This is a genomic window from Vagococcus salmoninarum, assembly GCF_003987495.1.
Taxonomy (GTDB): Bacteria; Bacillota; Bacilli; order Lactobacillales; family Vagococcaceae; genus Vagococcus_D; species Vagococcus_D salmoninarum.
On record NZ_NGJU01000005.1, the window covers coordinates 25,425 to 48,129 of the forward strand.

Consider the following 22,705-nt stretch of genomic DNA (forward strand, 5'->3'; position numbering starts at 1 on the left):
AATGGAACAATTACCATGAAAATCAACGTTTCCATGGTAGTTGTTATTTTTAAGTTGTTATTTTTTCACAATAAAGCTATTTGCTTGAAGTTTCAAAATTTCTGAAATTTCTTCTAACGTTGCAATATTCGTTGTAAATTCTTCCATAGTTGCTAAAATTTCCTCGGCGTTAGCAGAGACTTCCTCTGTTCCAGCTGAGTTTTCTTGGGTTGATGCTGAAATATTTTCAACTGAGAATAATACACCATCTTTTTGATTTTTAACAGCTTGACTTAAGCCGTCTACAGCTTTAATTTCTTTGATTAATTCTTCGAACTTTTCTGACACTTTATTAGCAGAGTTAATTGCATTATTAATAGCTTGAGTTTGTTTTTCTCCACCTTCGTATGAGTCAGAGACTTGGCTAACCATACCATTTGACTTGCTTTGAATTTCTTCAATAATCAATTCAATATCTTTCGTTGAGCCAGCACTTTGTTCCGCTAATTTACGAATTTCCTCTGCCACAACAGCAAAGCCTTTACCTGCTTCACCAGCTCGAGCAGCTTCAATCGAAGCATTGAGAGCTAATAAATTAGTTTGGGAAGAAATATCATTGATGACTTGAATAATTTTATTGATGTTTTGAACATCTGTATTCATACTAGTCATATTAGTTACTAATTGACCAAGTTTTTCTCTTTCTATCTCCCAGTTTTCATGAACGTTAAACATTAACTCAGAATTATGGTTATTCAATTCTGTTGCGATATTCGCATCATTGTTCATGTCGACTGCACTTTGATGAATTGATTCAATCGAGTCACCTAATTGATTCATCTCATTTACAGTTCGTTCGGCATCCACCGCTTGAGAACTTGTCGCTTGAGCGATTCCAGTAATTGTTTCAGATACTTCTTCTGTGGCTGAACTTGTTTGTTTAGATATTTCACTTAATGATAAGGTCATATCGGCAATGCTGTTACTTTCATCTTGAATCCCTACAACAAGGGCAGCGAATCCACGTAACATGGAATTGAAGGCATAGGCAATCTGCTCGATTTCATTCCCATTTTCACTAACTGTTTCTTGATTAATTAAATTAAAGACCAACGCTTTCAAAGGATTTTTACTATCTTTTTTCGCTTCTATAGCCGTTGAATTACTAATTTCAGCTGTCAAATCTCCCATGCTGGCACGACTGAAAGCATCAACTAACATCTTAGCGGCTTGAACCACTTTTCTCGAAATCCAAAAAGCTAAAAGACAAGCTAGTAGTCCCCAAATAAAAATGACAAGTCCTGATGTTTTTAAGAACGCATTTTTTTCTTGATTAAGTTCTTCTTTTTGGACACCTGCAAAAACATTTAAGTTTGTTTTAGTCTTTGCGTAATACATTTGGCCAGTGGCTGTCTTAACAAACCCTGAATCTTTATTAGCTTTTTCAAAAAATTCTTGTTCTGCTAAATTTTTACCAACTTCTCCTTTAGTACCTGAGCCTAAAACTAAACCATCTTTAGTCGTTAATACCATCCGACCGGTTCGTCCGATTTTAGTTTTGGCAATAATTTCACTGATTTGTGAGAAGTTAACATCAACACCTAAAATCCCCATTTCTTTACCATTTCGTTTAACAGTTGTCGAAACAGTGATTACTAGACGGCCAGTATTATTATCGGCAACTGGTTCGGACCAAGTCACATTCTCAGGGTTTAATTTAGCTGACTTATACCAATCACGGGATAAGTAACGGCCTTGCTTATCATCACGATTATTACTAGAAATCAAATGATAGTCAGTTGGTACAAAGTAAACTTCTTCAATGTTAACATCTGCATCTTTAATAACCGTCATCATTCGACGAACAGCTTCTTGATCTTCAAAAGTCTTAACTGGCATCTTAAATTCCGGTTGTTCAACTAGTGTTTTCGTAATACTTTCAACATTTTCTTGAATTGATTCTAAGCGGTCAACGACTCGCTCAGTACTATTTTTTTCTTCCACAGTAATGCGGTTATTGACTAATGTTGTCATGATTTTTAAATTTAAAAACAAGACAATCAACACTGGAATAATTCCCATTGCGATTAACAGTCCGACGATTCCTGGTCCAAGAGATTTTTTCTTCTCTTTTGTATTTTTCCCCATCTAAAAAACTCCCTCTAATTTTTTTATATTACCTTTGATACTATCGGTAAAGACTTAGATTTAGTTAATAGTTTATGGACAACTCTTATTTTTAAATGATATACACATCTTTTTCGTCATCAACTAGGCCATAACCACCTGTTTTTTGATCGCGGATAATTTCGCCATTGCGAATTTCAATGACCCGATACCTTATGGTGTTAACAATGGTACTGTTATGAGTTGCCATCATGATAGTTGTTCCTAGTTGATTCAGTTTATAAAATATTCTCATCACTTCTACGGAAGACTTGGCGTCAAGATTACCCGTAGGTTCATCGGCAATCACGATTTTTGGCTGGTTAACAATTGCCCGGGCGATACTTATTTTTTGACGTTGTCCTTGAGAGAGTTCCACTGGTAGATGATCCTTGTATGCTAACATCCCCACTAACTCTAACGCATTGAATACTTTTTCTTTGATTAATTTATGACTAACACCAATTCCTTGTAGAGCATAAACTAAGTTGCGATAGACAGTGACTTCATTAATTAATAACACTTCTTGGGAAACAATTCCTAGTTGTCGTCGTAAAAAGGGAATCCGCCGATCTTTCAGCGTACCTAAATCGGCATTACCTATTTGAAGCTGACCGCCAGTTAGACGTTCTTCACATGTCAGTAACTTAATTAAAGTCGATTTTCCTGCACCACTAGGACCGATTAAGTAAATAAATTCACCTTGATGAATTTCGCAAGAAATCCCCTTTAGCCCCCAGGTGTTATTATCATATTGTTTTAAGACATTTGTTAGTTTAATCATTCACGTTTCATCTCTTCCCTTATCCCAGTTAACGCTGACTAATCTTATTGTTTAAATTCATTAATTTGTTGCATCATTTCATCTGTCGCTTGCAAGACTTTTGCATTCATCGAATAACTTCTTTGAGTGATGATCATATCCGTCATTGATTCTGCAATATCGACATTTGACCCTTCTGTAAACCCTTGAATCATTTGAGTCGTTCTATTTTGCTCTAAGGCGGCTCCTGCTCTTAATTGATAACGGTTTTCGCCAACAGCACTTAATTGATTATGATTATTAACATCAAAAATTGGAATTCGCCCAACTACTTGGTTTGCAATTCGAACTTCCCCTGTTTCGCTGACTTGTGGAATTCCCTGGGGCCATTGATTTTCTGGCAAACTTTTTTCTATTTCTAAGACTAACCCTTCACTATTTCTAAAAACACCAGCACTATCAACATGGAATCGGCCGTCACGTGTTAAAAATAATTGTTGATTGTTGTCTCGTACTCCAAAAAAACCCGGTCCTGTCAATGCTAAATCAGTGCCATTATTACTTTCAGCTAAAGCACCTTGGCTGAAATCAACGCTTTGTTGATTGACTTTTAAGCCACGGTTAATTGCTAAATTTTGGGCATTTTGACCTAAACCGACTTGATTAGGTCTAATGTCATTTTGCAACAGTGTTTGAAAACTGCTTTCTTTTTTCTTAAAGCCTTCCGTGTTAACATTAGCCACATTATTAGCTACTCGATCTAAATGATTTTGAAGACCTTTTAAACTTGTTTGGCTAATTCCTAGTGTTGTCCTCATAATTACCTACGCCTTCCCAATCTCATTAACAGCTTTACGCAACGTTTCATCTGCTGCATGTAGTAGCTTTTGGTTCGACTCGAATTCTCGAGCAGTTTCAATTAAATTAACCATTTCATCTGCCATTTCAACTGTTGAAGCTTCCAAACTTTTATTTTGCACAAGTGAATCAGTGGCGTCTCGTCCCGCTGTAGCACCTGTGAAGAGGGTTTGACCACGACTAACTAACTCTTCTGGATTATCAAATTGGGTTAATTTAAAGGCTGGTTGCTGTGTCAGCTCTTCAGCCCTAATAGGTTGATTATTTTGATTTAAAACTAAATAACCTTCTTGAGTCGTTAACTGATTGTCTTGATTAAGGGCAAAGTTGCCATTTCGTGTATAACCGGTTTGACCATCTGCTAATCGGACATTAAAAAAACCAGTACCAAGGATACTAAAGTCAGTTTCACGGCTCGTCCCTTTAACTCCCCCCTGACTTTGATCAAGACTGACACTATCAATCTGATTAGCAAAAATAAAATCACCTACTTGATTCAATTGATTTAACTCTGGTCCATTAGTAAAATTAAACATGGCTTGGGCTGGAGTTGTTGATTGGATGATTTGCTGCGCTTTATACCCAAAAGTGTTCGTGTTAGCAACATTGGCACTGATATTTTCTTGCTTCTTTTGTAAAATATTTAAATTGCTTTGAATCGTATCAATACTTCTAATCATGTTAACTCTCCTTCAATCAATAATTTTAGTTTCACTAAGATTTTACCGTGGAGTTGAGATACTCTTGGGATTGAAACATCCAACACTTCGGCAATCTCCTTTAAGGTCAATTCTTCCACATAATATAAATTCAAAATAATTTGTTCCCGGGAGCCAGGTTTTAAGACAGCTTGACTTAAGGCGACTTTCCGTTCTTCGTCTAACAATAAGTCATCAAAGGGAATCATCTTCTCATCTTCAATGATGTCTTTTAATTCCAATGTTTCACCAACACTACTGAAAATAGTGTCTTCTAAAGAAATATTAGCTAAGTAGTGAACCGTCTCATGAATTGTTGCTAAATTTTTAGCCGTAATTCCCAGCTCTTCACAGATTTCTTGATCGCTTGCCTCACTCATCTTACTTTTTTCAATCTTTTCCTTAGCACGATAAAACTCATTCAGATTTTCCATACGTGTTCGCGATACCCGTGAGGTTCTTCTAACTTCATCAATAATTGTTCCGCGAATACGAATATAAGCGTAGCTTTCAAAAGGTACCTTCTTGCTAGCATCAAACTTATTTAAAGCATCCATCAAACCGATAACACCGATATTAAATAGATCATCGTTATCGTATTCACGATTTTTAATCCCAATTCGATTAACTACTTTCTCAACTAATGGTAAGTATTTCACTATTTCAGTTTCAAGATCTATTTCATACACTTGGTTATCCCCTTTACAATTCTCTCTCTCATGGCAATAATTTTTAAGTTACTTGTGTCGTAATATCAATCATTCCTACCGTCTCAATCGCAATTTCATTAGGAACTTCATTCAGTGAAAGAACAGCTAAATCCGGAAAGTTATAAGAAATCAACTTTCTAAAAATCAACCGCATATTAGGTGATGCTAAAATAACATGGTTAACATTTTCAGCTAATAGGCGATTATGGGATTGGCTTAAACTATCAAAAATCTGTGTAATGATTTCTGGTTTCAGAATTGGAATCGAACCGGTTGTCGTTTTTTGAATCCCTTTACTCACTAACTCTTCGACTTCAGGGTGAAGTGTTATCACACGTAATGTTAGGTCCTCATCTAAGTACTGCTTTACAATCGTTCGTTTCAGTGATTGACGAACGTGTTCCGTTAATATTTCTGAGTCTTTAGTCGTTGTTCCATAGTCTGCCAATGTTTCTAAAATTGTCACTAAGTCATTAATTGGGATTTGCTCCTTCAATAAATTTTGAAGAACCTTTTGAACTTCACCTAAACGCATAATTTCTGGAATTAGTTCATCTATTACCACGTTATATTTATCTTTAATCCCTTCTAAAAGATGCTTAACTTCCTGACGCCCAAGTAATTCAGCTGTATTATTATAAATAACTTCTTTTAAATGAGTCGCAATAACCGTAACTGGCTCGATTAAGGTTGCCCCATGTAAGTCAGCTAATTCCCGGTCTTTTTCATCAATCCACAAAGCATCTAAACCAAAGGCTGGCTCCTTAGTTGGAATACCATTAAAACTAATTTGTTCATTTTCAGGATTGATTATCATACATTTATTCGGATAAATATCCCCACGACCAACTTCATTTCCTTTAATTTTGATACAGTAATCATTTGGGTTCAGTTGTAAATTATCTCTAATTCTGATCGGTGTTAGTAAGACTCCTAATTCATGAGCACATTGTTTTCGAATATTTATAATTTGCTTCATTAAGCTATTATCTAAATGGTCATCTGTCATTGAAATTAACCCATAGCCAATTTCAATCGAAATTGGTTCGACTTGAAAGGATGAGACACTGTCATCTTCCTCTAATTCTTTTTCCTTAGCTAATAACGTCATCGCTTGTCGTTCTTCAATCAGCCGCTTCTCTTGGTTTTTTTCATCGGCTTTCATTCGATACGCAATCGTTCCAAAAATAAGGGCAATGATTAAAAAAGGTATTTTTGGAAAACCAGGTACTAAGGAAATAATGACTAAGACTGTGGCAACAATCCAGGAAATCGTTGGGCTTCGGAAAAAATCCGCTCTAATTGCCTCACCGAAACTATTGTTATCATCAGAACGTGTCACAATAATTCCTGAAGCAACTGAAATTAATAAGGAAGGTATCTGACTGACTAAGCCATCACCGATTGAAAGTTTACCAAACTTATCTAGGGCCTCAATCACGCCCATCCCTTGACCTAAGGAAAAGATTAAAATACCACCAATTAAATTGATTAAGGTAATGACAATCCCTGCGATCGCATCCCCTTTGACAAACTTACTTGCCCCATCCATCGCTCCGAAAAAACTTGCCTCCCGCTGTAAATCTTTGCGGCGGTTTTTTGCCGTTTCTTCGTCAATTAAGCCAGCATTTAAATCTGCATCAATCGCCATTTGTTTGCCGGGCATGGCATCTAAAGTAAACCGAGCCGACACTTCTGAGACACGACTTGCACCGTTTGTAACTACCACCATCTGTACGATAGTAATAATTACGAAAATAACTGCTCCAACGATGTAGTTATTACCTGCGACAACATTAGCAAAAGCATCAATAACATGTCCGGCTGAACCTTTTGTTAAGACTAAACGCGTTGAAGAAATATTTAATCCTAGGCGGAACATCGTTGTAATTAACAATAATGTCGGAAATGTGGCAAATTCTAACACATTTTTCGTGAATAGAGTTATTAATAACACATTTATACCGATAGTAATGTTTATAATAATTAAAAAATCCAAGATTGCACTTGGAAGAGGAATAATAATCAAACCAATCACGGCAACGACTAAGAATGAGATGATCACATCTGAATAATTAATCCTCTTTGATTTACTTTTTGAAAACATTCACTCATCTCATCCCTCTTTAACTTTTTTACTAATTGCTTTTTTAAATTTTAAATCTTCCCATTATTCTTGCAAAGCTTAGATTTTATGTTTATTAGCTTCTTCCATTTGATAAACCACGGCTAACACTTCCGCAACAGCTTCATAAAGGTCTTGCGGAATTGCTTGACCGACTAAAGTATCTTTGTATAGTGCTCTAGCCACTGGTTTGTTTTCGATAATTGGAACTTGGTGTTCTTTTCCTTCAGCGCGAATTTTTTGTGCTAAGTAATCAGCACCTTTCGCTATAATAATCGGCGCTGAGTCCCGTTCCGTTTCGTATCGAATGGCAATTGCTAAATGAGTTGGGTTAGTAATAATCACAGTCGCTTCTTTAACTTGGTTCATCATGCCACCAACCATCTGTTGATACATGCCACGCCGTTGGGCTTTAACATGTGGATCCCCTTCTTGTTCCTTACACTCATCTTTTACATCTTGTTTTGACATTCGTAAATTTTTACGGAACATAAATCTCTGGTACAAGTAATCAATCACACCTAAAACTACTAAAACTAAGGCGATTTTGAGACTTAACGTCTTGATAAACAGTAATAAAAAATTTAATAAATGCTCCACCCCAACTTCACCTAAAGTTAGCAGTTCAGTTAACACTTTTTTTATTTCTTGTAAACTCAAATAAAATATTACTGCTAATTTACAAAGATTTTTTACTAAGGAGAATATCGCCTTAGAACTAAAAATATTTTTAAAACCACTAATTGGATTAAGTCTTTTGAAATCTGGTTTTAATGGTTTGGTTGTGAATAAAAAGCCAACTTGACCTAGGTTAACTAGCCAGGAAGCCAAAAATCCTAAACTAACAAATGGTAAAACGATGATCCCTAATTTTAAAATACTCTGAAGTCCAATTGCATTTAAGTTATTAGCTAACGCCTTCACTTCAAACCCTTTAGAAAAATGAGCTTGCAATAGACTAAAACATTGACGTGTGACATACTCCCACATTGGAACTACGACTATTGAAAAAATTGCAAAGGTGATTGCTGAAGATAATTCTGGGCTTTTAGTTAGCTCTCCTTTTTGGCGAGATTCCCGTAAGCGCTTAGGACTGGGCTTTTCCGTTTTACCATCTTTATCTGCCAAACTCTTCACCTCATCCTGTTAAAGATTTTACGAACCCTTCTAAATATTGACTAATTAATGGCATAACTTTAGATATTGATTGAACCACATTCGGCAATAGCAATAACATAAAAAAGAAACTGACTAATATTTTTAAAGGCATACCTAGCATTAAAACGTTAATTTGTGGCACACTTTTAGAAATAATCCCTAAGACTATATCTGAAATTAAGGCAACAATCATCATAGGTGCACCTAAACCTAAAGCGATTTTAAATACTACTGAAAACAACATGATAGTCCCTTCAATCCCATAATTACTTAATGTCGCCGTTCCGATTGGTACAACTTGAAAAGAATCTAATAAGCTTTGGATTAATAAATGATGCATGTCTGTTAGAAAAAAAACAGCTAAGGCTAACCAATAATATAAGCGGCCGTAATTCGACCCGTGAACCCCTGTTGCCGGGTCGAACATTGCTCCCATTGCAAAACCGACTTGAAAATCAATAAATTGACCAGCAATTTCAATGCCAGTGAAAATTAACTGCGAAATAAACCCCATTGCCAAGCCTACTAAGACCTCCCTTACAAGATAAAATAATAGTAGGTATGAACTTATTTCCAGTGGTACTAAGACTGACATGCCATTTACTGCCAAAGTTAGTGCTAATGCTAAACAGACTTTTGCCGTTGTTGGCATACTTTTAAAAGAAAAACCCGGTGAAATGACAATAAAGGCCGAGATTCTGCTAAAGATTAAAAGTAAATTAATTAAATTTTCAGCCATAGCCTCACCTTTATAATGTTGATATTATTTTAAAAATTGATTTCGTAAATTCAACTAACGTGTTTAACATGAAATTGCCTAAGAAGATTAAAGTTAAAAAAACAGCAAGTAATTTAGGGACAAAACTTAATGTTTGTTCTTGAATTTGTGTTGTGGCTTGTAAAATACTAACTAATAAGCCAATAACCATCGCCACTCCTAAGACTGGCCCTGCGATCATAATAATTTTCAAGAAGGCTTCGCCCAGTACGTCTAGTACCATTTGAACTGTCATATCTTCCCTCCTAATAAAAGCCACGAACGAGTGATTCGACAACTAAATACCAGCCATCGACTAAAACAAATAATAAGAGTTTAAAAGGTAAGGAGATCATTACCGGTGACAACATAAACATTCCCATTGACATTAAAATACTAGAAACAGCCATATCAATAATTAAAAACGGAATAAAAATTAAAAAGCCAATACTAAAAGCGGTTCTTAATTCACTAATTAAAAAGGCTGGCACGACAATAACTAAAGAAAGATCTTCTGGCTTAGCTACTTGGTCTTTACCTGAATTTTTTAAAAATAATTCTAAGTCCTTTTCACGTGTTTGCTTTAACATAAATGCTTTCATCGGTTTCTCTGCTTGTTCTAAGGCAACAGATTGACTGATTTCATCTCTCATCAAAGGTTGGATGGCAGTCTCATTAATTTCACCAAAGACCGGTTGCATAATAAAAAATGTCAGAAATAACGCAATTCCGATCAAAACTTGATTAGGTGGTGTTTGTTGGGTCCCTAATGAGCTACGAACAAATGATAAAACCATAATTATCCGCGTAAATGATGTTGTTAAAATTAACAATGTTGGAATTAAAGTCAATACCGTCATTAAAACAAACATTTTTATCGTATCTGGTGACCCTTCGTTATTTCCTGCTAATTTGTTTAGTGTTGTTGTCACTTCATCAACATCAATCGCTAAGACTTGGAGAGGTCTGACAAAAAACAAACTGTAGATAAGTAATAGCGTAACTGTCAGTTTCTTTTTCACAACTTTGACCTCTTCCTGATTATCTTTTGCCAGTAGTTGACGACTTGTCTTTGCCTATTTTTGAACGTAATAGTTTGAGTTACTTGCTGTTCCATTTCTCTTAGTTGGTTTTTTCTTATTTCATTTGCTTCCCTATCAGAGAGTTCTTTAATAATCTCATTCCCTTGAGCTGTGAAACTCATTAAGTAATAAGAATCACAAATACATACGATCGTTAAAGCAGAATCTTTTGAAACTGATACTTTTTCAATAATTTTAATATTTTTCTGATGTTTATTAGTAAAGTGATTCAACTTTCTTAGGAGATAGTTCGCTAAGAGAATGATCGCTATTAAAAAAGCCATACTTTTAAACAAATACATAAAACCACTCATCTTTTCGCTCCCCGCACTACTGAATAACTAAATTTGTAATAAAAACTTCACGAGCCAGTTCAGAGCCATAGTCCTCGTTAATTTGTTTTTTTAGCGATTCCTTTAATTTATTTACACCATCTTCTTCGTTTAAAATACTATTTGCTTGTTTCTGCCTAAGTAAATTGATCACACTGTCTCGTACTAAATCTTGGCTCGCTTTGGCAGTTTCTGCATTTTTTTTATTTGCCGTTAAAAGTGACATTTCGATTTTAATATAGGGGGTTTCACCATTATCACTTTTAGCCAAATTAATTAGAAACTCTTCTAAAGGAACCGAAATCTCGTTATCGTTATATTTCTGCTCAACTTCCTTAGTTGTTTGGCTTCCTTGAACTTTTCCAAAGAAATGATTACCAATAAACGTTCCTGCTGCGCCACTAATTACTCCTACTACTAGAACTAATATGATAAGCATCATTAAACGATTTTTATCCTTTTTTTTCTCTATAACTTGTTCATCAACTTGATCTTCCATGATCATCTACACCTCATTCATTGCTTATTCCTTTATTTTTTCACGTTTATTCATCTTGAAATTTACTTCTGATTGATTCTGCTCGAATAGCTTGCTGATAAGTAATTATTTTATTGACAACTTGTTCAGGTGTTTCTTTAACCATTAAACTTTTACCATCGGTTAAGATAATAACGGTATCTGGTGTCGATTCAATTCGGTAAATTAATGAATCGTTTAATATGAAACTTTGGTGATTCATACTAGTTATTTTAATCATCATTAACTCCTTTAATTAGTTACTGCTAATTTTTATTGATATTAACGTTTTAAATTGATTAATTCTTGTAACATCTCGTCTGATGTTGAAATACTTCGCGAGTTTGCTTGATAGGCCCGACTTGCAATAATCATTTCTGTAAATTCATTGGCTAAATCGACATTTGAACCTTCTAAAGCGCCTTGAACCAACATGCCAGAACCTTCTGTTCCTGCTGTTACAATAATACTATCACCAGAGTTACCTGATTGGACGTAGTTGTTCCCACCCATTTTTTCAAGACCATCTGGATTAGAAAACGTTGCTAATGAAATTTGACCAATAACATACGTATTATTATCACTGTATTTTCCTGTTACCATACCAGATCCGTCAATACTGTAACTAACTAAATCTAAATCTTTTCCACCAACAGTAACTTTATTTTTAATTTCAATCGGTGCTAAATCTCCTAAAGGTTTTAGATTATTAGCCGCAGTGAAATCTTTGTCGTTAAGAACTAATTCGTCACCAACTACCCCTCGTCCCATAACAGCAAAACCATCAGCATTAGTTAACTTTCCTTGACTATCAATCACAAAACCACCGTCACGAGTGTAGTACTTCGTTTGATCTTCGTCATTTTTTTGTAAGATGAAAAAGCCGCCAGCATCTAAAGCAAAATCTAATGGACGACCAGTTGGTTGAGGTGTACCAGCTCCCATCATCGTGTCAATCGAGCCTACTTTAACACCTAAACCTACTTGGCGAGCATTAATTCCGCCGTTGCCATTAGCCGTCGGCCCTTGAGCCCCTGCATCTGTCTGACTTAGTAAATCTTGAAAACGGACCCTTCCAGCTTTAAACCCAACTGTGTTAACGTTGGCAATATTATTTGAGACAACATCCATTTTTGTTTGTAAACTCTTCATTCCACTGACACCTGAATATAGTGATTTAAGCATTTTACTTCCTCCTATGATTTTGTTTTTAGGCACCTAATTCTAGAATATTACTCATTAGATAATCTTTTCCTTTGACTTCAATCGTTGCAAAGCCTGTTGAGAACTTGACTTTATCAATCTTACCTTCCACCTTTTGATCACCGTCCATGACTGTGACTTCTTTACCAATCATGCTGATTGCTTGCTGTTGCTGGGTCATCATCATCGTATACTCTAAATTCGAGCTCAACGTTTGGATTTGTTCTAAAGTTGTAAACTGAACTAATTGTGAAATGTAATCCGTGCCACCACCACCGCCACTTTCACCACCTGATAAAGAAGGGTTACTCATAGTTGCCGCTAAGATTTTTAAAAAATCATCCATCTTAATTCCACTAGTGTTATTACTTTTTGCACTTTCCATATTACCTGTCATGTTACTTCGACTAACTGGCATCTGCTGATTTATTGCTGGCATTTGACTCCACCTTTCAAACTAAAATATCAACACTGTCTGCTGAAACTTCTTGTTCCACCACTTCAAATTTAGCTTCTTTCAGCTTGTAATGATTGCCTTGTTTACTCATTTTTTGGCGTTGCTCTTGTTGGCTTTGTTGTTGGCTAAATTGTCCAGAAAAATTTAAAGCTTCTTGAGAATTCTTTTGAACGACAACTTCCATTTTAGTAATTTCCATCCCTTGTTTAACTAAGTTTTGTTCTAATTTGGGCATATTTTGTTCAAATAGTTGTTTAACTTTTTGATTTTCTACTAAAAATTTAGCTGTTACTTTCCCATCTTCCATTTGTAAAATAACTTCTAGTTGCCCTAACTTTTCCGGTTGTAAAGTCAACTTAAGTGTACTTGTTTGACCTTCTGTTAGGGGTTCGACTCCTTCACTTAGCACATGATTGACTCTCGTTAGATTTTCTTCGAAATTTACTTTTAAGGGCTGATTATTGGGTAGAGTTTGACTAAGCTCCTGGTGCTTAAGACTAGTGATATTTAGGGGACTTTCACTTAATTTAACTTCTGTCCCTTTTAATTGTCCCATTGCTTCATCAGTTTTTGGCGTTTTTTCAGTTTCTGACAACTGAGGCATTTTCCCTTGAGCATCAACCTCTTCACCTGTTTCAACTTCTAGTGCTTCCTTTGGATCACGTGAAACACCTTGGGGATTTTCAAGGCTTTCTTTATTAATCAACGGCTTTTCTATCTTTTGATTTATCTCAAGAACACTTGATGATTCTTGGGTAATCAAAGTAGCTGCCATGCCTTCAGTCCCCTCTTCAGAAGAAAAACTTAAAGGTATTTGAAAAAAACGTTGCTCATGAGTTTCTCGCTGGCTACTTTCGGATTGAACCAATGATTGTAGAGTTTCTGGTATTTTTTCAATCGGGACCATTGAGTGTTTATTAAATATCTGAACTTCTCCATTTGACCTTAGTTCACTCTCAGGCTTAAAAAAAATTGGTTCCTTAACTACTAACAGTTCTTGAGCAGTCATTAAACTTTGAAGATTAATTCCTAGCACACCACTATCAGTTTCCTTCTCTGCTGTTTCACTCACTAGTTCAGAAGTCGAAGCTAACTCGCCGCCCTCATTGTCACTAATCAGCACGCTCGGAAGTTCTGTCAACTCTTCTTCTGTTTCAACACCCTCATCAGTCACTGGATTTGGTGTTTTTATGCCTTTTATTTTAACTGCTAAAGACTCACTAAAAGAGCCTTCAACCGTCGTTTTAGCTGAACCGATGAGATTACTTTCTTTAGTAATTAACTCTGATTGAATTTTCAATGACACACCTCCTAAATTAGAATTAGTTAAATCATAGAATAACCGTAACGCAAGCTTCCCATCTCATCTAATTCTTTTTGTTCGGTATTTTTTTGTTGAAATAAAAAGGTTTCGTATTGTTTTTCTTTAATTTTATCCATGATTTTTCGTTCTTTTTTTGCTTGTAAAAAGATGGCTAACTCCCGTTCGGTCTCTTGGGTAACACTGGCCAGATGACCTTCCTCAACTTCAATCTGTTCAGCTAAATAATTTTTGTACAAGTACTGTTGCCGCATTAAGTTAATATTGCTAAAACGAACACTGGAAACTTTTAAGTCATTACTTGCTTTTTTTATTGCTAATAGTTTTTGTTCCTGTTCATCTTGTAAGTTCTTTTGAGTCAAAAAATCTGACTTAGCCACTGACTCGACAGATTCTCGCCAGTTTAAAACTTTTGTTAAAGAGAATTGATAATTACTCACTGTTTAACCCCACTTTTTTTAACATTGTACTTTTCAATTGAAAATTCCTTGTAAACAAGTAATTGTTTCCTCAAATTCCATTGGTTCATCTACTTGTTGCTTTAAAAATGACGTTATGGCCTCGTGAATTTCTAAAGAACGATCTATTTTCAAGTTACTGCCATGTTTATAGGCGCCAATATCAATTAAGTCCTTAGCTTCCGCATAAATAGCCATATTCTCTTTCAATTCACCTGCAAGTTGTTGATGTTCCTTGGCGACAATACTCTTCATCAAACGACTTAAACTTTGTTGAATGTCAATTGCTGGGTAATGATTTTCAGCTGCAATTTTTCGAGAAAGAACAATGTGCCCATCTAATATTCCTCTTACAGCATCAGCAATCGGTTCATTCATATCATCCCCCTCAACTAAGACCGTATAAAAAGCCGTAATTGAGCCTTTAGCCGACATGCCACTCCGCTCTAATAATTTAGGTAACATCGTAAAAACTGAAGGCGTATAACCTTTCGTCGTAGGCGGCTCACCTGTAGCTAGACCAATTTCTCGCTGGGCCATTGCAAAGCGAGTTACTGAGTCCATCATCAAGACAACTTTTTTTCCTTGATCTCGAAAATGTTCTGCAATTGCCGTTGCTACAAATGCACCCTTTAGTCGGACTAAAGGCGGCTGATCTGATGTGGCACAAACAATCACCGATTTTTGATAACCAGCAGGCCCTAAATCATTTTCAATAAACTCTGCTACTTCCCGCCCACGTTCACCGATCAAGCCAATGACAATCACATCAGCGTCACAATTCCTTGCAAGCATTCCTAGAAGTGTACTTTTCCCGACGCCACTACCAGCAAAAATCCCCATTCGTTGACCTTCGCCAACAGTTAACACACCATCAATTGATCTGACACCTGTTCGCATTACTTGAGAAATTCTTTGACGAGTAAAAGGATCAGGGGGCGTCCCACGAACTTCGTAAAAATCACCGTCAACAGGTTCATCACTCGTTAATACCCGACCTAAACCGTCCAATGTCTTTCCTAACAACTTATCGCTAATTTCAACTTTTAGAGAGTGGCCTGTCGGTTCAACTAAACAGCCAGGACCAATGCCATCTAATTCGTCTAAAGGCATTAATAGCACGGTTTTATCGATGAAACCAACGACTTCACTTTGAACTATTTTGTTTTTACGAGGAAGAAAAATTTCACACACTTCCCCAATAAAAACTTCTAAACCTTCAACTTTAACAACTAAACCAACAACTTGTGTTACTTTACCGAATTTTTGGTAAAAGTCAGTGCTTTTCAAACTTTCCCGATATTTTACTACAGGCAAACTAAAACTCATTAGTCGTCACCTCTTTAAATAACGAAAGCATCGCTGTTAACTGTTCTTCTAAATCAAATTTGATCACTTCATAATCAGTTTCAATTGTGAAGGCTACTTCATTTAGATTAGGATCAATTAAGACCGTATATTTCATTAACGGTTGTTCTAATTTTAGTTCTGACATTTTTGCTTGAATGACGTCAAAGTAACATTCTTGAGTTAAAATTGTTATAAAATTATCGACTTTATTGATTTTATTTAAAATTGGTTTTAATAGACTAAAAAGTTGTTCTTCTGTTTGTTCAATTTGACCTTGGATGATTTTTTCGGCCATTTCTTTTGCTAAGCCTAATAATTCTGTTTGTTTTTCTAACTGATATGTTTTGACCGCTTGCTGAGCTGCTTTCAACATTTCTAAACTTTCTGCTCGCAACTCAGCGGCAATTACTTGGCCTTCTTGATAACCTGCTTGATAGCCATCTGTTTGACCAGACATTTGACCTTCAGCAAAGCCAGTTTCATAGCCAATTTTGTGCTGATTCGCTACTTCTACCTGAGCGTCTTCTAAGACACGGTCTTTCAGTTCTTTTAATTCTCTCAAGTAGGTCATTTTTTCATTTTCTAACTCCCGCTGTAGCTGTTTGCGACGTTCTTCCTCATACTCAACTAAATCTTGCTTTTTTTTAGCCTTGAGTTCTTTGAATTGCCTTTCAAGCTGGCGCGCTCTTCTTTGTGGTGTTTCTTGTGTGTCACTTGTCACGACTTCCTTAGCTTGTTCCACAAGCGGTTCTTCACGAAGTTTTGGAACATGAATTGTGTCGATTACTTTTGCAGTAGTGACATAATTCAGTTCACTATCTTTAAAAAAACTACGTGATAACGGCATCTTGGTCCCCTCTTCCGATGTAAATTTCCCCTTCTTCATCTAAACGACGAATGACTGCTACAATTGTTTGTTGCGCTTCTTCAACAGCAGAAAGTCTTGCAGGTCCTAAGAATTGTAAATCTTCTTTTAACATTTCCACGGAACGACTACTTTGATTACTATAAATAAAGTCTTTTATTGTTTCTGAAGCACCTTTAAGAGCTAAAACTAGCACATCATGCTGAACATCTCGTAATACTTTTTGCGCATCTGCTTTTTGTAAGCCGACGATATCTTCAAAGGTAAAGAGATTGGCTTTAACTTCTTCCGAAAGTTCTGGTTGTCTTTTTTCTAAATCACTAATAATATTTTTCTCAGTACTACGGCCCACCGAGTTTAAAATCTCTACTAAGGTGTTGACACCTCCAACATTTTCCGTGTCATTTTCAACAAAATTAGAAAATTTATTTTCGATAACTTTCTCGATTTTTTCAATTACAATCGGCGAAGTACTAGATATAGTACCTATTTTTTCAGCGATTTCAGCTTGGGCATGATCAGGAAACTGAGCTAATATTTGAGCTGCTTTATCAGGCTGCATGTAACATAAAATTAACGCTACAGTCTGGGGATGTTCACCTAATAATAAGTTAGTCAACTGCTGAGTATCAGCTTTTCTCGCAATATTGAAAGGCCGTTCCCGCAGTTGAATTTGATTTAATACGGCAATAACTTCTTTAGCTTTTTGAGCTCCTAAAGCTTTATTTAATAAATCAACTGCGTAATCAATGCCTCCGTCAATTACATTTTTTCGAGCAGAAGACATTTGAATAAATTCATTGATAACTTCTTCCCGTTCTTCCGGGTGGACGAAATCAATATTCGCAATTTCATAACTGACTTTTTGAATATACTTTTCCGGCAATAATTTCATAATTTGTGACGATGTTTCCGACCCTAGAGATATCAATAACAGCGCTGCTTTTTTTGTCCCGTCGACATTTTCCATTAACTCACCTACTTATCTTTCATCCAAACTTTGATTAACTCAGCTGCTAAATCCGGATTTTCTTTCGCGTATTTCTTAGCTTGCTGCTCTTTATCAGTCATCATTTGAGCTAATCTCAGCTGCTCAGCTTCAGCCCGCTGTGCTTCTTTAGCTAATTTCGCTTCCCGTTCTTGAAGCTCATTGAAAATTAATTCTTCCGGCTCAAGCTCTTTGATTAACGGCTCTTCAACTAGTGGGACTTTTTCAACAATTGGCGGTGTCGGTTCTACCATAATTTGTTGAACATCTAATTCAGGTTCTTCATCAATGACTTTTTTACGACCTTTCATGACTATAACCAAAATTAGGAGAATCATAACTAATAGACCAATAATCCCACCAATAATTAAAATACTTGGCTTCATACTTTGAAACATTGAGTTTTTCATAGTTGCTCCTGTTTTCTCTGTTAATGATTCCTCTTGCCCTTTAGCAAAAGTCATTCCTTGAACTGCAATTGTATCGCCTCGTTCAGCTTCGTAACCAATTGCTGATTGAATGATATTTTCTAGTTGACTAATTTCAACGCCCGATAATGTTTGATTTACTAAAACAGAAGCTGTTATTTTTTTGACAACTCCTGGAGCATTTAAGACAGTTGTGGTTTCTGTGTCAAGTTCATTATTAACATTACGTTCATAAGTCTTGTTACCTTGACCATTGCCACCACCAACGACATTTGAAACATTATCATTTACATTTCCGCCTTGAACTTCTTGTGCATTAACAGTTCCACCAGAGGCTTGAACATTCTCACTTCTTATTTTAGGATCAGCATACTTAACTGTTGTTTTCTCAATCGAGTCAAAATCTAAGTCGACATTGATGCTTAACCGAACTTGCTCTTCACTAAAAACTGATTCTAATAAGGCGGTAGTTTTAGTTTCTAAGTTTTTTTCAAAATCAGTTTTAATCAGCTGATACTTACTTGCAAGATCAGTGCTTTTCAACGTATTATCTTCTTCCAAAAAGTTAGAAAGAACATTGCCTTGATCATCAACAATTTTAATATTTTTAGTCGGCAAATTTTCAACTGCACCTGAAGTCAATGAAGCTATTCCTTGAATTGCTGATTCTGCAGGTTGCTGACCGTCATGTAAAGTTAAAACAATTGAAGCAGTTGCTTCTTTCGTTTTGTTTTCAAAAATGCTTTTATCTGGAATTACTAACATAACTTTAGCTTTTTGGATTGACTCTAACGTCTCAATTCCTCGTTGAAGTTCACCAGTAACTGCCCGTTGATACATTATTTTTCGATCTTCATCAGTCGCCATCATATTTTTCTCATCAAAAATTTCAAAACCCGTTGATTTATTTGGTAACTTATCATCTACTGCTAGGTCGATGCGAAATTTATCTAGATGTTTTTCATCAATTAAGATTTTCGAACTATTATTTTCAAGTTTGTATTTAATTCCTTGATCATCTAATTCCTTTGCAATAACCCCACTTTCAGTTTCAGACAATTCAGAAAACAAGACTCCATAATTAGTTTTATTAACTAAAAAGATTGCTGTTAAAATCACAAAGGTAAGGCTGAGTGTCGTAAAGATGATTGCCGCTTTCTTCATAGTATTAAAATTATTCCAACTAGCGACAAGCCGCTCTTGAAGCTCTTTTAGTTTATCCATCATATCTAACTAACACACCCCTGTTTCTTTCTAAAATTGCATATTTTTAATTTCATTGTAGGATTCAACACACTTATTTCTAACTTGAATCGCACTTTGTAATGTGAGCTGAGCTTCAGTCATATCAATCATCATTGTATGTAAATTGTCTAACTCACCAGTAATCAAAGCCGGTGTGTTTTGATTTGTTTTAGCGACGCTAGCATCTAGTTTGTCTAAGGCCCCTTTATACACAGTGCCAAAATCGACTGAATCATCTGAAGATTCAGAATTTTTTAACGACACATCTAACTGATTAAGGCCTTTTAATTCCATTTGATAATTTGTTAATGTTTGAGCAGAATTATTAGTAATCGGCATCTTTTTAAGTCTCCTTTATCTTCTTAATCTTTGGAAATTTCTAGCGCTTTTTTCATTAAATTTTTACTGCTTTCGAAAGCCGAGATATTTGCCTCATATGTTCTAACGGTGTTCATTAATTCAATCATTTCATCTGCCATGTTTACATTTGCTTGTTCAACATAGCCATCTGCATCTGCATCTGGATGATTAGGGTTATAGGTAAATTCTACATTCTGATCATCAGTCAAAAGTCCTGTTACTCTAACACCTTGACTTTTAATTTGTGTTTGGTAATTTTTTTGATCTTGGATAGTCTTTAAACTTTCTTCAAAGACTACTGTTTTTTTACGATAGGCGCCACCTTCAGCTGTTCTAGTCGTGTTAACATTAGCAATATTGCTAGAAATAGTATCTAGCTTTAATCGTTCTAAAGCTAGCCCACTGGCATTAATATTAAATGATTCAAAAACTGTCATTTTTATTCTCCTCTAGTTAGTGATTAATCACGTAGTTCAACATGGCATATTCACCATTTAGTTGTCGAGTTAATGAACTATAATAGAGTTCATTAACGGCTTTTTCTGACATTTCCATATCTATATCAACATTGTTCCCATCTTTCTTGATTGCTGTATCTTCCCGTTTAACAATCTCAGGGTTTAAGTCAACGGTTTTCCCTCGACTAGTCAAGTGTTTATCATTTGTTCGTTCTAATTGAAAACTACTTTCTGATATTACGTCTTGTAGTTTCTGTTCAAATTCTACCCGCTCAACTTTATAACCCGCCGTGTTCACATTGGCTATATTGTTGGAAATCGTTTTTTGACGCAGGCTAGCTGTGTCTAAAGCTTTTTGGATTAATTCGATGTTATTCATAACAATCCTTCCTTTCTTCTATTCTGAATTAGTGAAGTCCTCTACAAATTAAAACGCATCCACGAAACGGCATTAAATAACACAAATAATAAAATAATTTTGAACATTTTCATCTTTTTCATAAAAATAATCTGACTCTTTTCAGAGTTTTCCAAGACAAAAAGGATTATATCTTAGAAAAAGCACTCACAAGGTTTCAGAAATTGCTTATAGATACGCAATATTAGTCAATTTATGATATCATCGTTGACATCATCAACTTTATTGTGAAATAAAATACTTTTTGAAATTCTCATCAAATTATAATCTTAATAGTACTTAACTTTTTCTTTTTCTTACCGATATATAAGTGTGGGCCGCTAAAACATGTTAACATCAAGTTTTCACAGCAACAAAGCAACTACTAATAAATAGCAAACTATTAGCTTAGAGGCTAATAAATAATTAAATAGGAGTTACATCATGGATATCTTTTTAATTTTGGGAATAGTTTTAGGCTTTATTTCAGTAATTGTAGGAATGATTGTTAAAGGGGCAAATGCCCTAGTATTATTAAATCCTGCTGCAGCCATTATTATCGGCTTAGGAACGCTGGCAGCTTTGATTAACTCTTTTCCAAGTTCTGACATAAAACGCTTACCAAAAATTTTTAGTGTTTTAATAAAAAATAACAAACAGAACTCTGCTGATGAGACAATTAAAACAATTATGTCCTTGGCTCAAAAAGCACGGCAAGAAGGGGTACTAGCCTTAGAAACAACCGTTGATAACCTTGAAGACCCTTTTCTTAAAAATGGTATGGAAATGGTTGTTGATGGCGTTGACGCAAATCAAATTCAAGATATTTTGGAAAATGAAATTATATCTTTAGAAGAACGTCACCGGGTTGCCTCTGGCATGTTTAAAACAGCTGGTTCTTCTGCACCAACCCTTGGTGTTTTAGGAGCTGTAATCGGCTTAATTGGGGCTCTAGGCAACTTAAATGACGTGGATGCCTTAGGACATATGATTTCGGCTGCCTTCGTAGCTACTCTTTATGGTATCTTTTTCGGTTATGTTTTGTTAATTCCTTTTGGTTCTCGTTTAAATCGTAAATCAGAAACGGAAGTCGCAAACATGACAATTGTTATCGAAGGTGTTTTAGCCATTCAAGCTGGCCAATCTCCAAGTACGATTGAACGAAAACTTTTAGGTATGTTAGATCCCAAAGAACGAAAAAATATTGCAACTAAAAATTAAGGATGCTGATTAATAATGAAACGTAGATCGAAGAAAGAGGAACATGTCGACGAAGGTTGGTTACTTCCCTATGCTGATATGATGACCTTATTATTAGCACTCTTTATCGTCATGTTTGCCATGGCAAAAGTTGATGACCAGAAATTTGAGGCTTTAAGTGAGCAATTTAATATTATCCTTTCTGGACAACCTAAAAGTGGCAATGGCGGTATTTTACCTGACCATCCTAACCCAAATAAAGCGACTGAAAAGAGCGCAAAAGAAACTGATGAGGATAAAATAGTCGCTGCTGGTAACTCGATTGAAAAAGATTTAGCTGCCGCCGGTCACCAAGCTGACATCGATGTTAATCTAGAAGCTGACGGTTTACGGATTGCCATTAAAAGTGGGCTTTTATTTCACTCTGGTAGTGCAAAATTAAATTCAGAAATTGAAAGTTTAGTCTTAGGGATTTCACATTCCCTAAGTAAATTAGACAATGAAGTGATTATTGCTGGATACACAGATAATGTACCTAATCAGACGGCTGACTATTCAACTAACTGGGAGCTAAGTGCGGCACGTGCCATTAATGTTATGCAATTTTTAATTGAGACTCAAGGCATTTCTGAAGATAAAGTATCTATTCAAGCATATGGTGAATTTCGTCCTAAAGTGGCTAATAACACTGCTGAAAATCGTTCTAAAAATCGACGTGTCGAAATTTTCATTTTACGGAAAGAACAATAAAAGGAATCTTAGTTATACTTAGTAAATTTATGATTACTTCCTTGACATCCTGAACATTTGTTCGTATTATGAATAAGAGA

Annotated in this window: 26 protein-coding genes; 2 read left to right on the plus strand and 24 right to left on the minus strand. The window is 35.6% G+C overall.

Annotation, left to right across the window (positions count from 1 at the left end; all coding sequences use genetic code 11):
• Positions 1–57: 57 nt before the first annotated feature.
• The 24 genes from CBF35_RS04265 to flgB form a co-directional block, all read right to left on the minus strand.
• Positions 58–2,127, minus strand: coding sequence for a methyl-accepting chemotaxis protein (locus tag CBF35_RS04265; RefSeq protein WP_126778753.1), 2,070 nt, complete (start codon positions 2,125–2,127; stop codon positions 58–60).
• Between the two features lie 91 nt (positions 2,128–2,218).
• Complete coding sequence (locus CBF35_RS04270; protein WP_126778754.1) at positions 2,219–2,929, minus strand: cell division ATP-binding protein FtsE; 711 nt, start codon at positions 2,927–2,929, stop codon at positions 2,219–2,221.
• A 44-nt stretch (positions 2,930–2,973) separates the two neighbouring features.
• Positions 2,974–3,726 (minus strand): flagellar hook-basal body protein, encoded by a 753-nt coding sequence (locus tag CBF35_RS04275; RefSeq protein WP_126778755.1) that lies wholly within the window; start codon positions 3,724–3,726, stop codon positions 2,974–2,976.
• A 6-nt stretch (positions 3,727–3,732) separates the two neighbouring features.
• Positions 3,733–4,446 carry a flagellar hook-basal body protein gene (locus tag CBF35_RS04280; protein WP_126778756.1) on the minus strand — a complete coding sequence of 238 codons (714 nt, stop codon included), beginning with the start codon at positions 4,444–4,446 and terminating at the stop codon, positions 3,733–3,735.
• Complete coding sequence (locus CBF35_RS04285; RefSeq protein ID WP_126778757.1) at positions 4,443–5,153, minus strand: sigma-70 family RNA polymerase sigma factor; 711 nt, start codon at positions 5,151–5,153, stop codon at positions 4,443–4,445. The genes CBF35_RS04280 and CBF35_RS04285 overlap by 4 nt, the downstream gene beginning before the upstream one ends.
• A gap of 43 nt (positions 5,154–5,196) precedes the next feature.
• On the minus strand, positions 5,197–7,281 hold the full coding sequence (flhA, locus tag CBF35_RS04290; RefSeq protein WP_126778758.1) for a flagellar biosynthesis protein FlhA: 2,085 nt from the start codon (positions 7,279–7,281) through the stop codon (positions 5,197–5,199).
• Between the two features lie 78 nt (positions 7,282–7,359).
• Positions 7,360–8,427 (minus strand): flagellar biosynthesis protein FlhB, encoded by a 1,068-nt coding sequence (gene flhB, locus CBF35_RS04295; protein ID WP_170174708.1) that lies wholly within the window; start codon positions 8,425–8,427, stop codon positions 7,360–7,362.
• 10 nt (positions 8,428–8,437) lie between these two features.
• Complete coding sequence (gene fliR / locus CBF35_RS04300) at positions 8,438–9,196, minus strand: flagellar biosynthetic protein FliR (protein ID WP_126778760.1); 759 nt, start codon at positions 9,194–9,196, stop codon at positions 8,438–8,440.
• Between the two features lie 10 nt (positions 9,197–9,206).
• On the minus strand, positions 9,207–9,470 hold the full coding sequence (fliQ, locus tag CBF35_RS04305) for a flagellar biosynthesis protein FliQ (protein WP_126778761.1): 264 nt from the start codon (positions 9,468–9,470) through the stop codon (positions 9,207–9,209).
• 10 nt (positions 9,471–9,480) lie between these two features.
• Positions 9,481–10,236 (minus strand): flagellar type III secretion system pore protein FliP, encoded by a 756-nt coding sequence (gene fliP / locus CBF35_RS04310; protein ID WP_425330180.1) that lies wholly within the window; start codon positions 10,234–10,236, stop codon positions 9,481–9,483.
• Positions 10,233–10,610 (minus strand): flagellar biosynthetic protein FliO, encoded by a 378-nt coding sequence (locus CBF35_RS04315; RefSeq protein WP_126778763.1) that lies wholly within the window; start codon positions 10,608–10,610, stop codon positions 10,233–10,235. The genes fliP and CBF35_RS04315 overlap by 4 nt, the downstream gene beginning before the upstream one ends.
• Before the next feature lie 16 nt (positions 10,611–10,626).
• Complete coding sequence (locus CBF35_RS04320; protein WP_170174709.1) at positions 10,627–11,127, minus strand: flagellar basal body-associated FliL family protein; 501 nt, start codon at positions 11,125–11,127, stop codon at positions 10,627–10,629.
• A gap of 46 nt (positions 11,128–11,173) precedes the next feature.
• Positions 11,174–11,386 carry a flagellar FlbD family protein gene (locus CBF35_RS04325; RefSeq protein ID WP_126778765.1) on the minus strand — a complete coding sequence of 71 codons (213 nt, stop codon included), beginning with the start codon at positions 11,384–11,386 and terminating at the stop codon, positions 11,174–11,176.
• A 41-nt stretch (positions 11,387–11,427) separates the two neighbouring features.
• Positions 11,428–12,330 (minus strand): flagellar hook-basal body complex protein, encoded by a 903-nt coding sequence (locus CBF35_RS04330; protein WP_126778766.1) that lies wholly within the window; start codon positions 12,328–12,330, stop codon positions 11,428–11,430.
• A gap of 25 nt (positions 12,331–12,355) precedes the next feature.
• Positions 12,356–12,787: a flagellar basal body rod modification protein gene (locus CBF35_RS04335; protein ID WP_244922559.1), complete on the minus strand. Its 432-nt coding sequence runs from the start codon at positions 12,785–12,787 to the stop codon at positions 12,356–12,358.
• A gap of 13 nt (positions 12,788–12,800) precedes the next feature.
• Complete coding sequence (locus tag CBF35_RS04340; RefSeq protein WP_126778767.1) at positions 12,801–14,105, minus strand: flagellar hook-length control protein FliK; 1,305 nt, start codon at positions 14,103–14,105, stop codon at positions 12,801–12,803.
• Positions 14,106–14,131: 26 nt separating this feature from the next.
• Positions 14,132–14,566, minus strand: a complete 435-nt coding sequence (locus CBF35_RS04345; protein WP_126778768.1) for a flagellar export protein FliJ — start codon at positions 14,564–14,566, stop codon at positions 14,132–14,134.
• Positions 14,567–14,599: 33 nt separating this feature from the next.
• Positions 14,600–15,913, minus strand: a complete 1,314-nt coding sequence (gene fliI, locus CBF35_RS04350) for a flagellar protein export ATPase FliI (protein WP_126778769.1) — start codon at positions 15,911–15,913, stop codon at positions 14,600–14,602.
• On the minus strand, positions 15,903–16,781 hold the full coding sequence (locus CBF35_RS04355; RefSeq protein ID WP_170174710.1) for a FliH/SctL family protein: 879 nt from the start codon (positions 16,779–16,781) through the stop codon (positions 15,903–15,905). The genes fliI and CBF35_RS04355 overlap by 11 nt, the downstream gene beginning before the upstream one ends.
• Positions 16,765–17,769 (minus strand): flagellar motor switch protein FliG, encoded by a 1,005-nt coding sequence (gene fliG, locus CBF35_RS04360; RefSeq protein ID WP_126778771.1) that lies wholly within the window; start codon positions 17,767–17,769, stop codon positions 16,765–16,767. The genes CBF35_RS04355 and fliG overlap by 17 nt, the downstream gene beginning before the upstream one ends.
• 8 nt (positions 17,770–17,777) lie before the next feature.
• Positions 17,778–19,442 carry a flagellar basal-body MS-ring/collar protein FliF gene (gene fliF / locus CBF35_RS04365; protein WP_126778772.1) on the minus strand — a complete coding sequence of 555 codons (1,665 nt, stop codon included), beginning with the start codon at positions 19,440–19,442 and terminating at the stop codon, positions 17,778–17,780.
• Between the two features lie 27 nt (positions 19,443–19,469).
• Positions 19,470–19,799: a flagellar hook-basal body complex protein FliE gene (gene fliE, locus CBF35_RS04370; protein ID WP_126778773.1), complete on the minus strand. Its 330-nt coding sequence runs from the start codon at positions 19,797–19,799 to the stop codon at positions 19,470–19,472.
• Between the two features lie 23 nt (positions 19,800–19,822).
• Positions 19,823–20,257 carry a flagellar basal body rod protein FlgC gene (gene flgC / locus CBF35_RS04375; RefSeq protein ID WP_126778774.1) on the minus strand — a complete coding sequence of 145 codons (435 nt, stop codon included), beginning with the start codon at positions 20,255–20,257 and terminating at the stop codon, positions 19,823–19,825.
• A gap of 16 nt (positions 20,258–20,273) precedes the next feature.
• Positions 20,274–20,657 carry a flagellar basal body rod protein FlgB gene (gene flgB / locus CBF35_RS04380; protein ID WP_126778775.1) on the minus strand — a complete coding sequence of 128 codons (384 nt, stop codon included), beginning with the start codon at positions 20,655–20,657 and terminating at the stop codon, positions 20,274–20,276.
• Positions 20,658–21,119: 462 nt separating this feature from the next.
• Between flgB and motA the strand changes: the two genes are divergently transcribed.
• Positions 21,120–21,896: a flagellar motor stator protein MotA gene (gene motA, locus CBF35_RS04385; RefSeq protein ID WP_126778776.1), complete on the plus strand. Its 777-nt coding sequence runs from the start codon at positions 21,120–21,122 to the stop codon at positions 21,894–21,896.
• A 15-nt stretch (positions 21,897–21,911) separates the two neighbouring features.
• The gene (locus CBF35_RS04390) at positions 21,912–22,625 is read left to right on the plus strand and encodes an OmpA/MotB family protein (RefSeq protein WP_126778777.1); all 714 of its coding nucleotides are present in this window, start codon (positions 21,912–21,914) and stop codon (positions 22,623–22,625) included.
• The last annotated feature ends 80 nt before the right edge of the window (positions 22,626–22,705 follow it).

Excerpts from the sequence above, each read along its gene's own strand:
- motA (WP_126778776.1), top strand. The coding sequence starts at position 21,120 with ATGGATATCTTTTTAATTTTGGGAATAGTTTTAGGCTTTATTTCAGTA.
- CBF35_RS04270 (WP_126778754.1), bottom strand. The coding sequence starts at position 2,929 with ATGATTAAACTAACAAATGTCTTAAAACAATATGATAATAACACCTGG.
- CBF35_RS04390 (WP_126778777.1), top strand. The coding sequence starts at position 21,912 with ATGAAACGTAGATCGAAGAAAGAGGAACATGTCGACGAAGGTTGGTTA.
- fliI (WP_126778769.1), bottom strand. The coding sequence starts at position 15,913 with ATGAGTTTTAGTTTGCCTGTAGTAAAATATCGGGAAAGTTTGAAAAGC.
- CBF35_RS04265 (WP_126778753.1), bottom strand. The coding sequence starts at position 2,127 with ATGGGGAAAAATACAAAAGAGAAGAAAAAATCTCTTGGACCAGGAATC.
- flgC (WP_126778774.1), bottom strand. The coding sequence starts at position 20,257 with ATGACAGTTTTTGAATCATTTAATATTAATGCCAGTGGGCTAGCTTTA.
- CBF35_RS04325 (WP_126778765.1), bottom strand. The coding sequence starts at position 11,386 with ATGATTAAAATAACTAGTATGAATCACCAAAGTTTCATATTAAACGAT.
- CBF35_RS04275 (WP_126778755.1), bottom strand. The coding sequence starts at position 3,726 with ATGAGGACAACACTAGGAATTAGCCAAACAAGTTTAAAAGGTCTTCAA.
- CBF35_RS04315 (WP_126778763.1), bottom strand. The coding sequence starts at position 10,610 with ATGAGTGGTTTTATGTATTTGTTTAAAAGTATGGCTTTTTTAATAGCG.
- CBF35_RS04320 (WP_170174709.1), bottom strand. The coding sequence starts at position 11,127 with ATGGAAGATCAAGTTGATGAACAAGTTATAGAGAAAAAAAAGGATAAA.
- flgB (WP_126778775.1), bottom strand. The coding sequence starts at position 20,657 with ATGAATAACATCGAATTAATCCAAAAAGCTTTAGACACAGCTAGCCTG.
- fliR (WP_126778760.1), bottom strand. The coding sequence starts at position 9,196 with ATGGCTGAAAATTTAATTAATTTACTTTTAATCTTTAGCAGAATCTCG.
- CBF35_RS04280 (WP_126778756.1), bottom strand. The coding sequence starts at position 4,446 with ATGATTAGAAGTATTGATACGATTCAAAGCAATTTAAATATTTTACAA.
- CBF35_RS04335 (WP_244922559.1), bottom strand. The coding sequence starts at position 12,787 with ATGCCAGCAATAAATCAGCAGATGCCAGTTAGTCGAAGTAACATGACA.
- flhA (WP_126778758.1), bottom strand. The coding sequence starts at position 7,281 with ATGTTTTCAAAAAGTAAATCAAAGAGGATTAATTATTCAGATGTGATC.
- fliE (WP_126778773.1), bottom strand. The coding sequence starts at position 19,799 with ATGCCGATTACTAATAATTCTGCTCAAACATTAACAAATTATCAAATG.
- fliG (WP_126778771.1), bottom strand. The coding sequence starts at position 17,769 with ATGGAAAATGTCGACGGGACAAAAAAAGCAGCGCTGTTATTGATATCT.
- CBF35_RS04355 (WP_170174710.1), bottom strand. The coding sequence starts at position 16,781 with ATGCCGTTATCACGTAGTTTTTTTAAAGATAGTGAACTGAATTATGTC.
- CBF35_RS04330 (WP_126778766.1), bottom strand. The coding sequence starts at position 12,330 with ATGCTTAAATCACTATATTCAGGTGTCAGTGGAATGAAGAGTTTACAA.
- fliQ (WP_126778761.1), bottom strand. The coding sequence starts at position 9,470 with ATGACAGTTCAAATGGTACTAGACGTACTGGGCGAAGCCTTCTTGAAA.
- fliF (WP_126778772.1), bottom strand. The coding sequence starts at position 19,442 with ATGATGGATAAACTAAAAGAGCTTCAAGAGCGGCTTGTCGCTAGTTGG.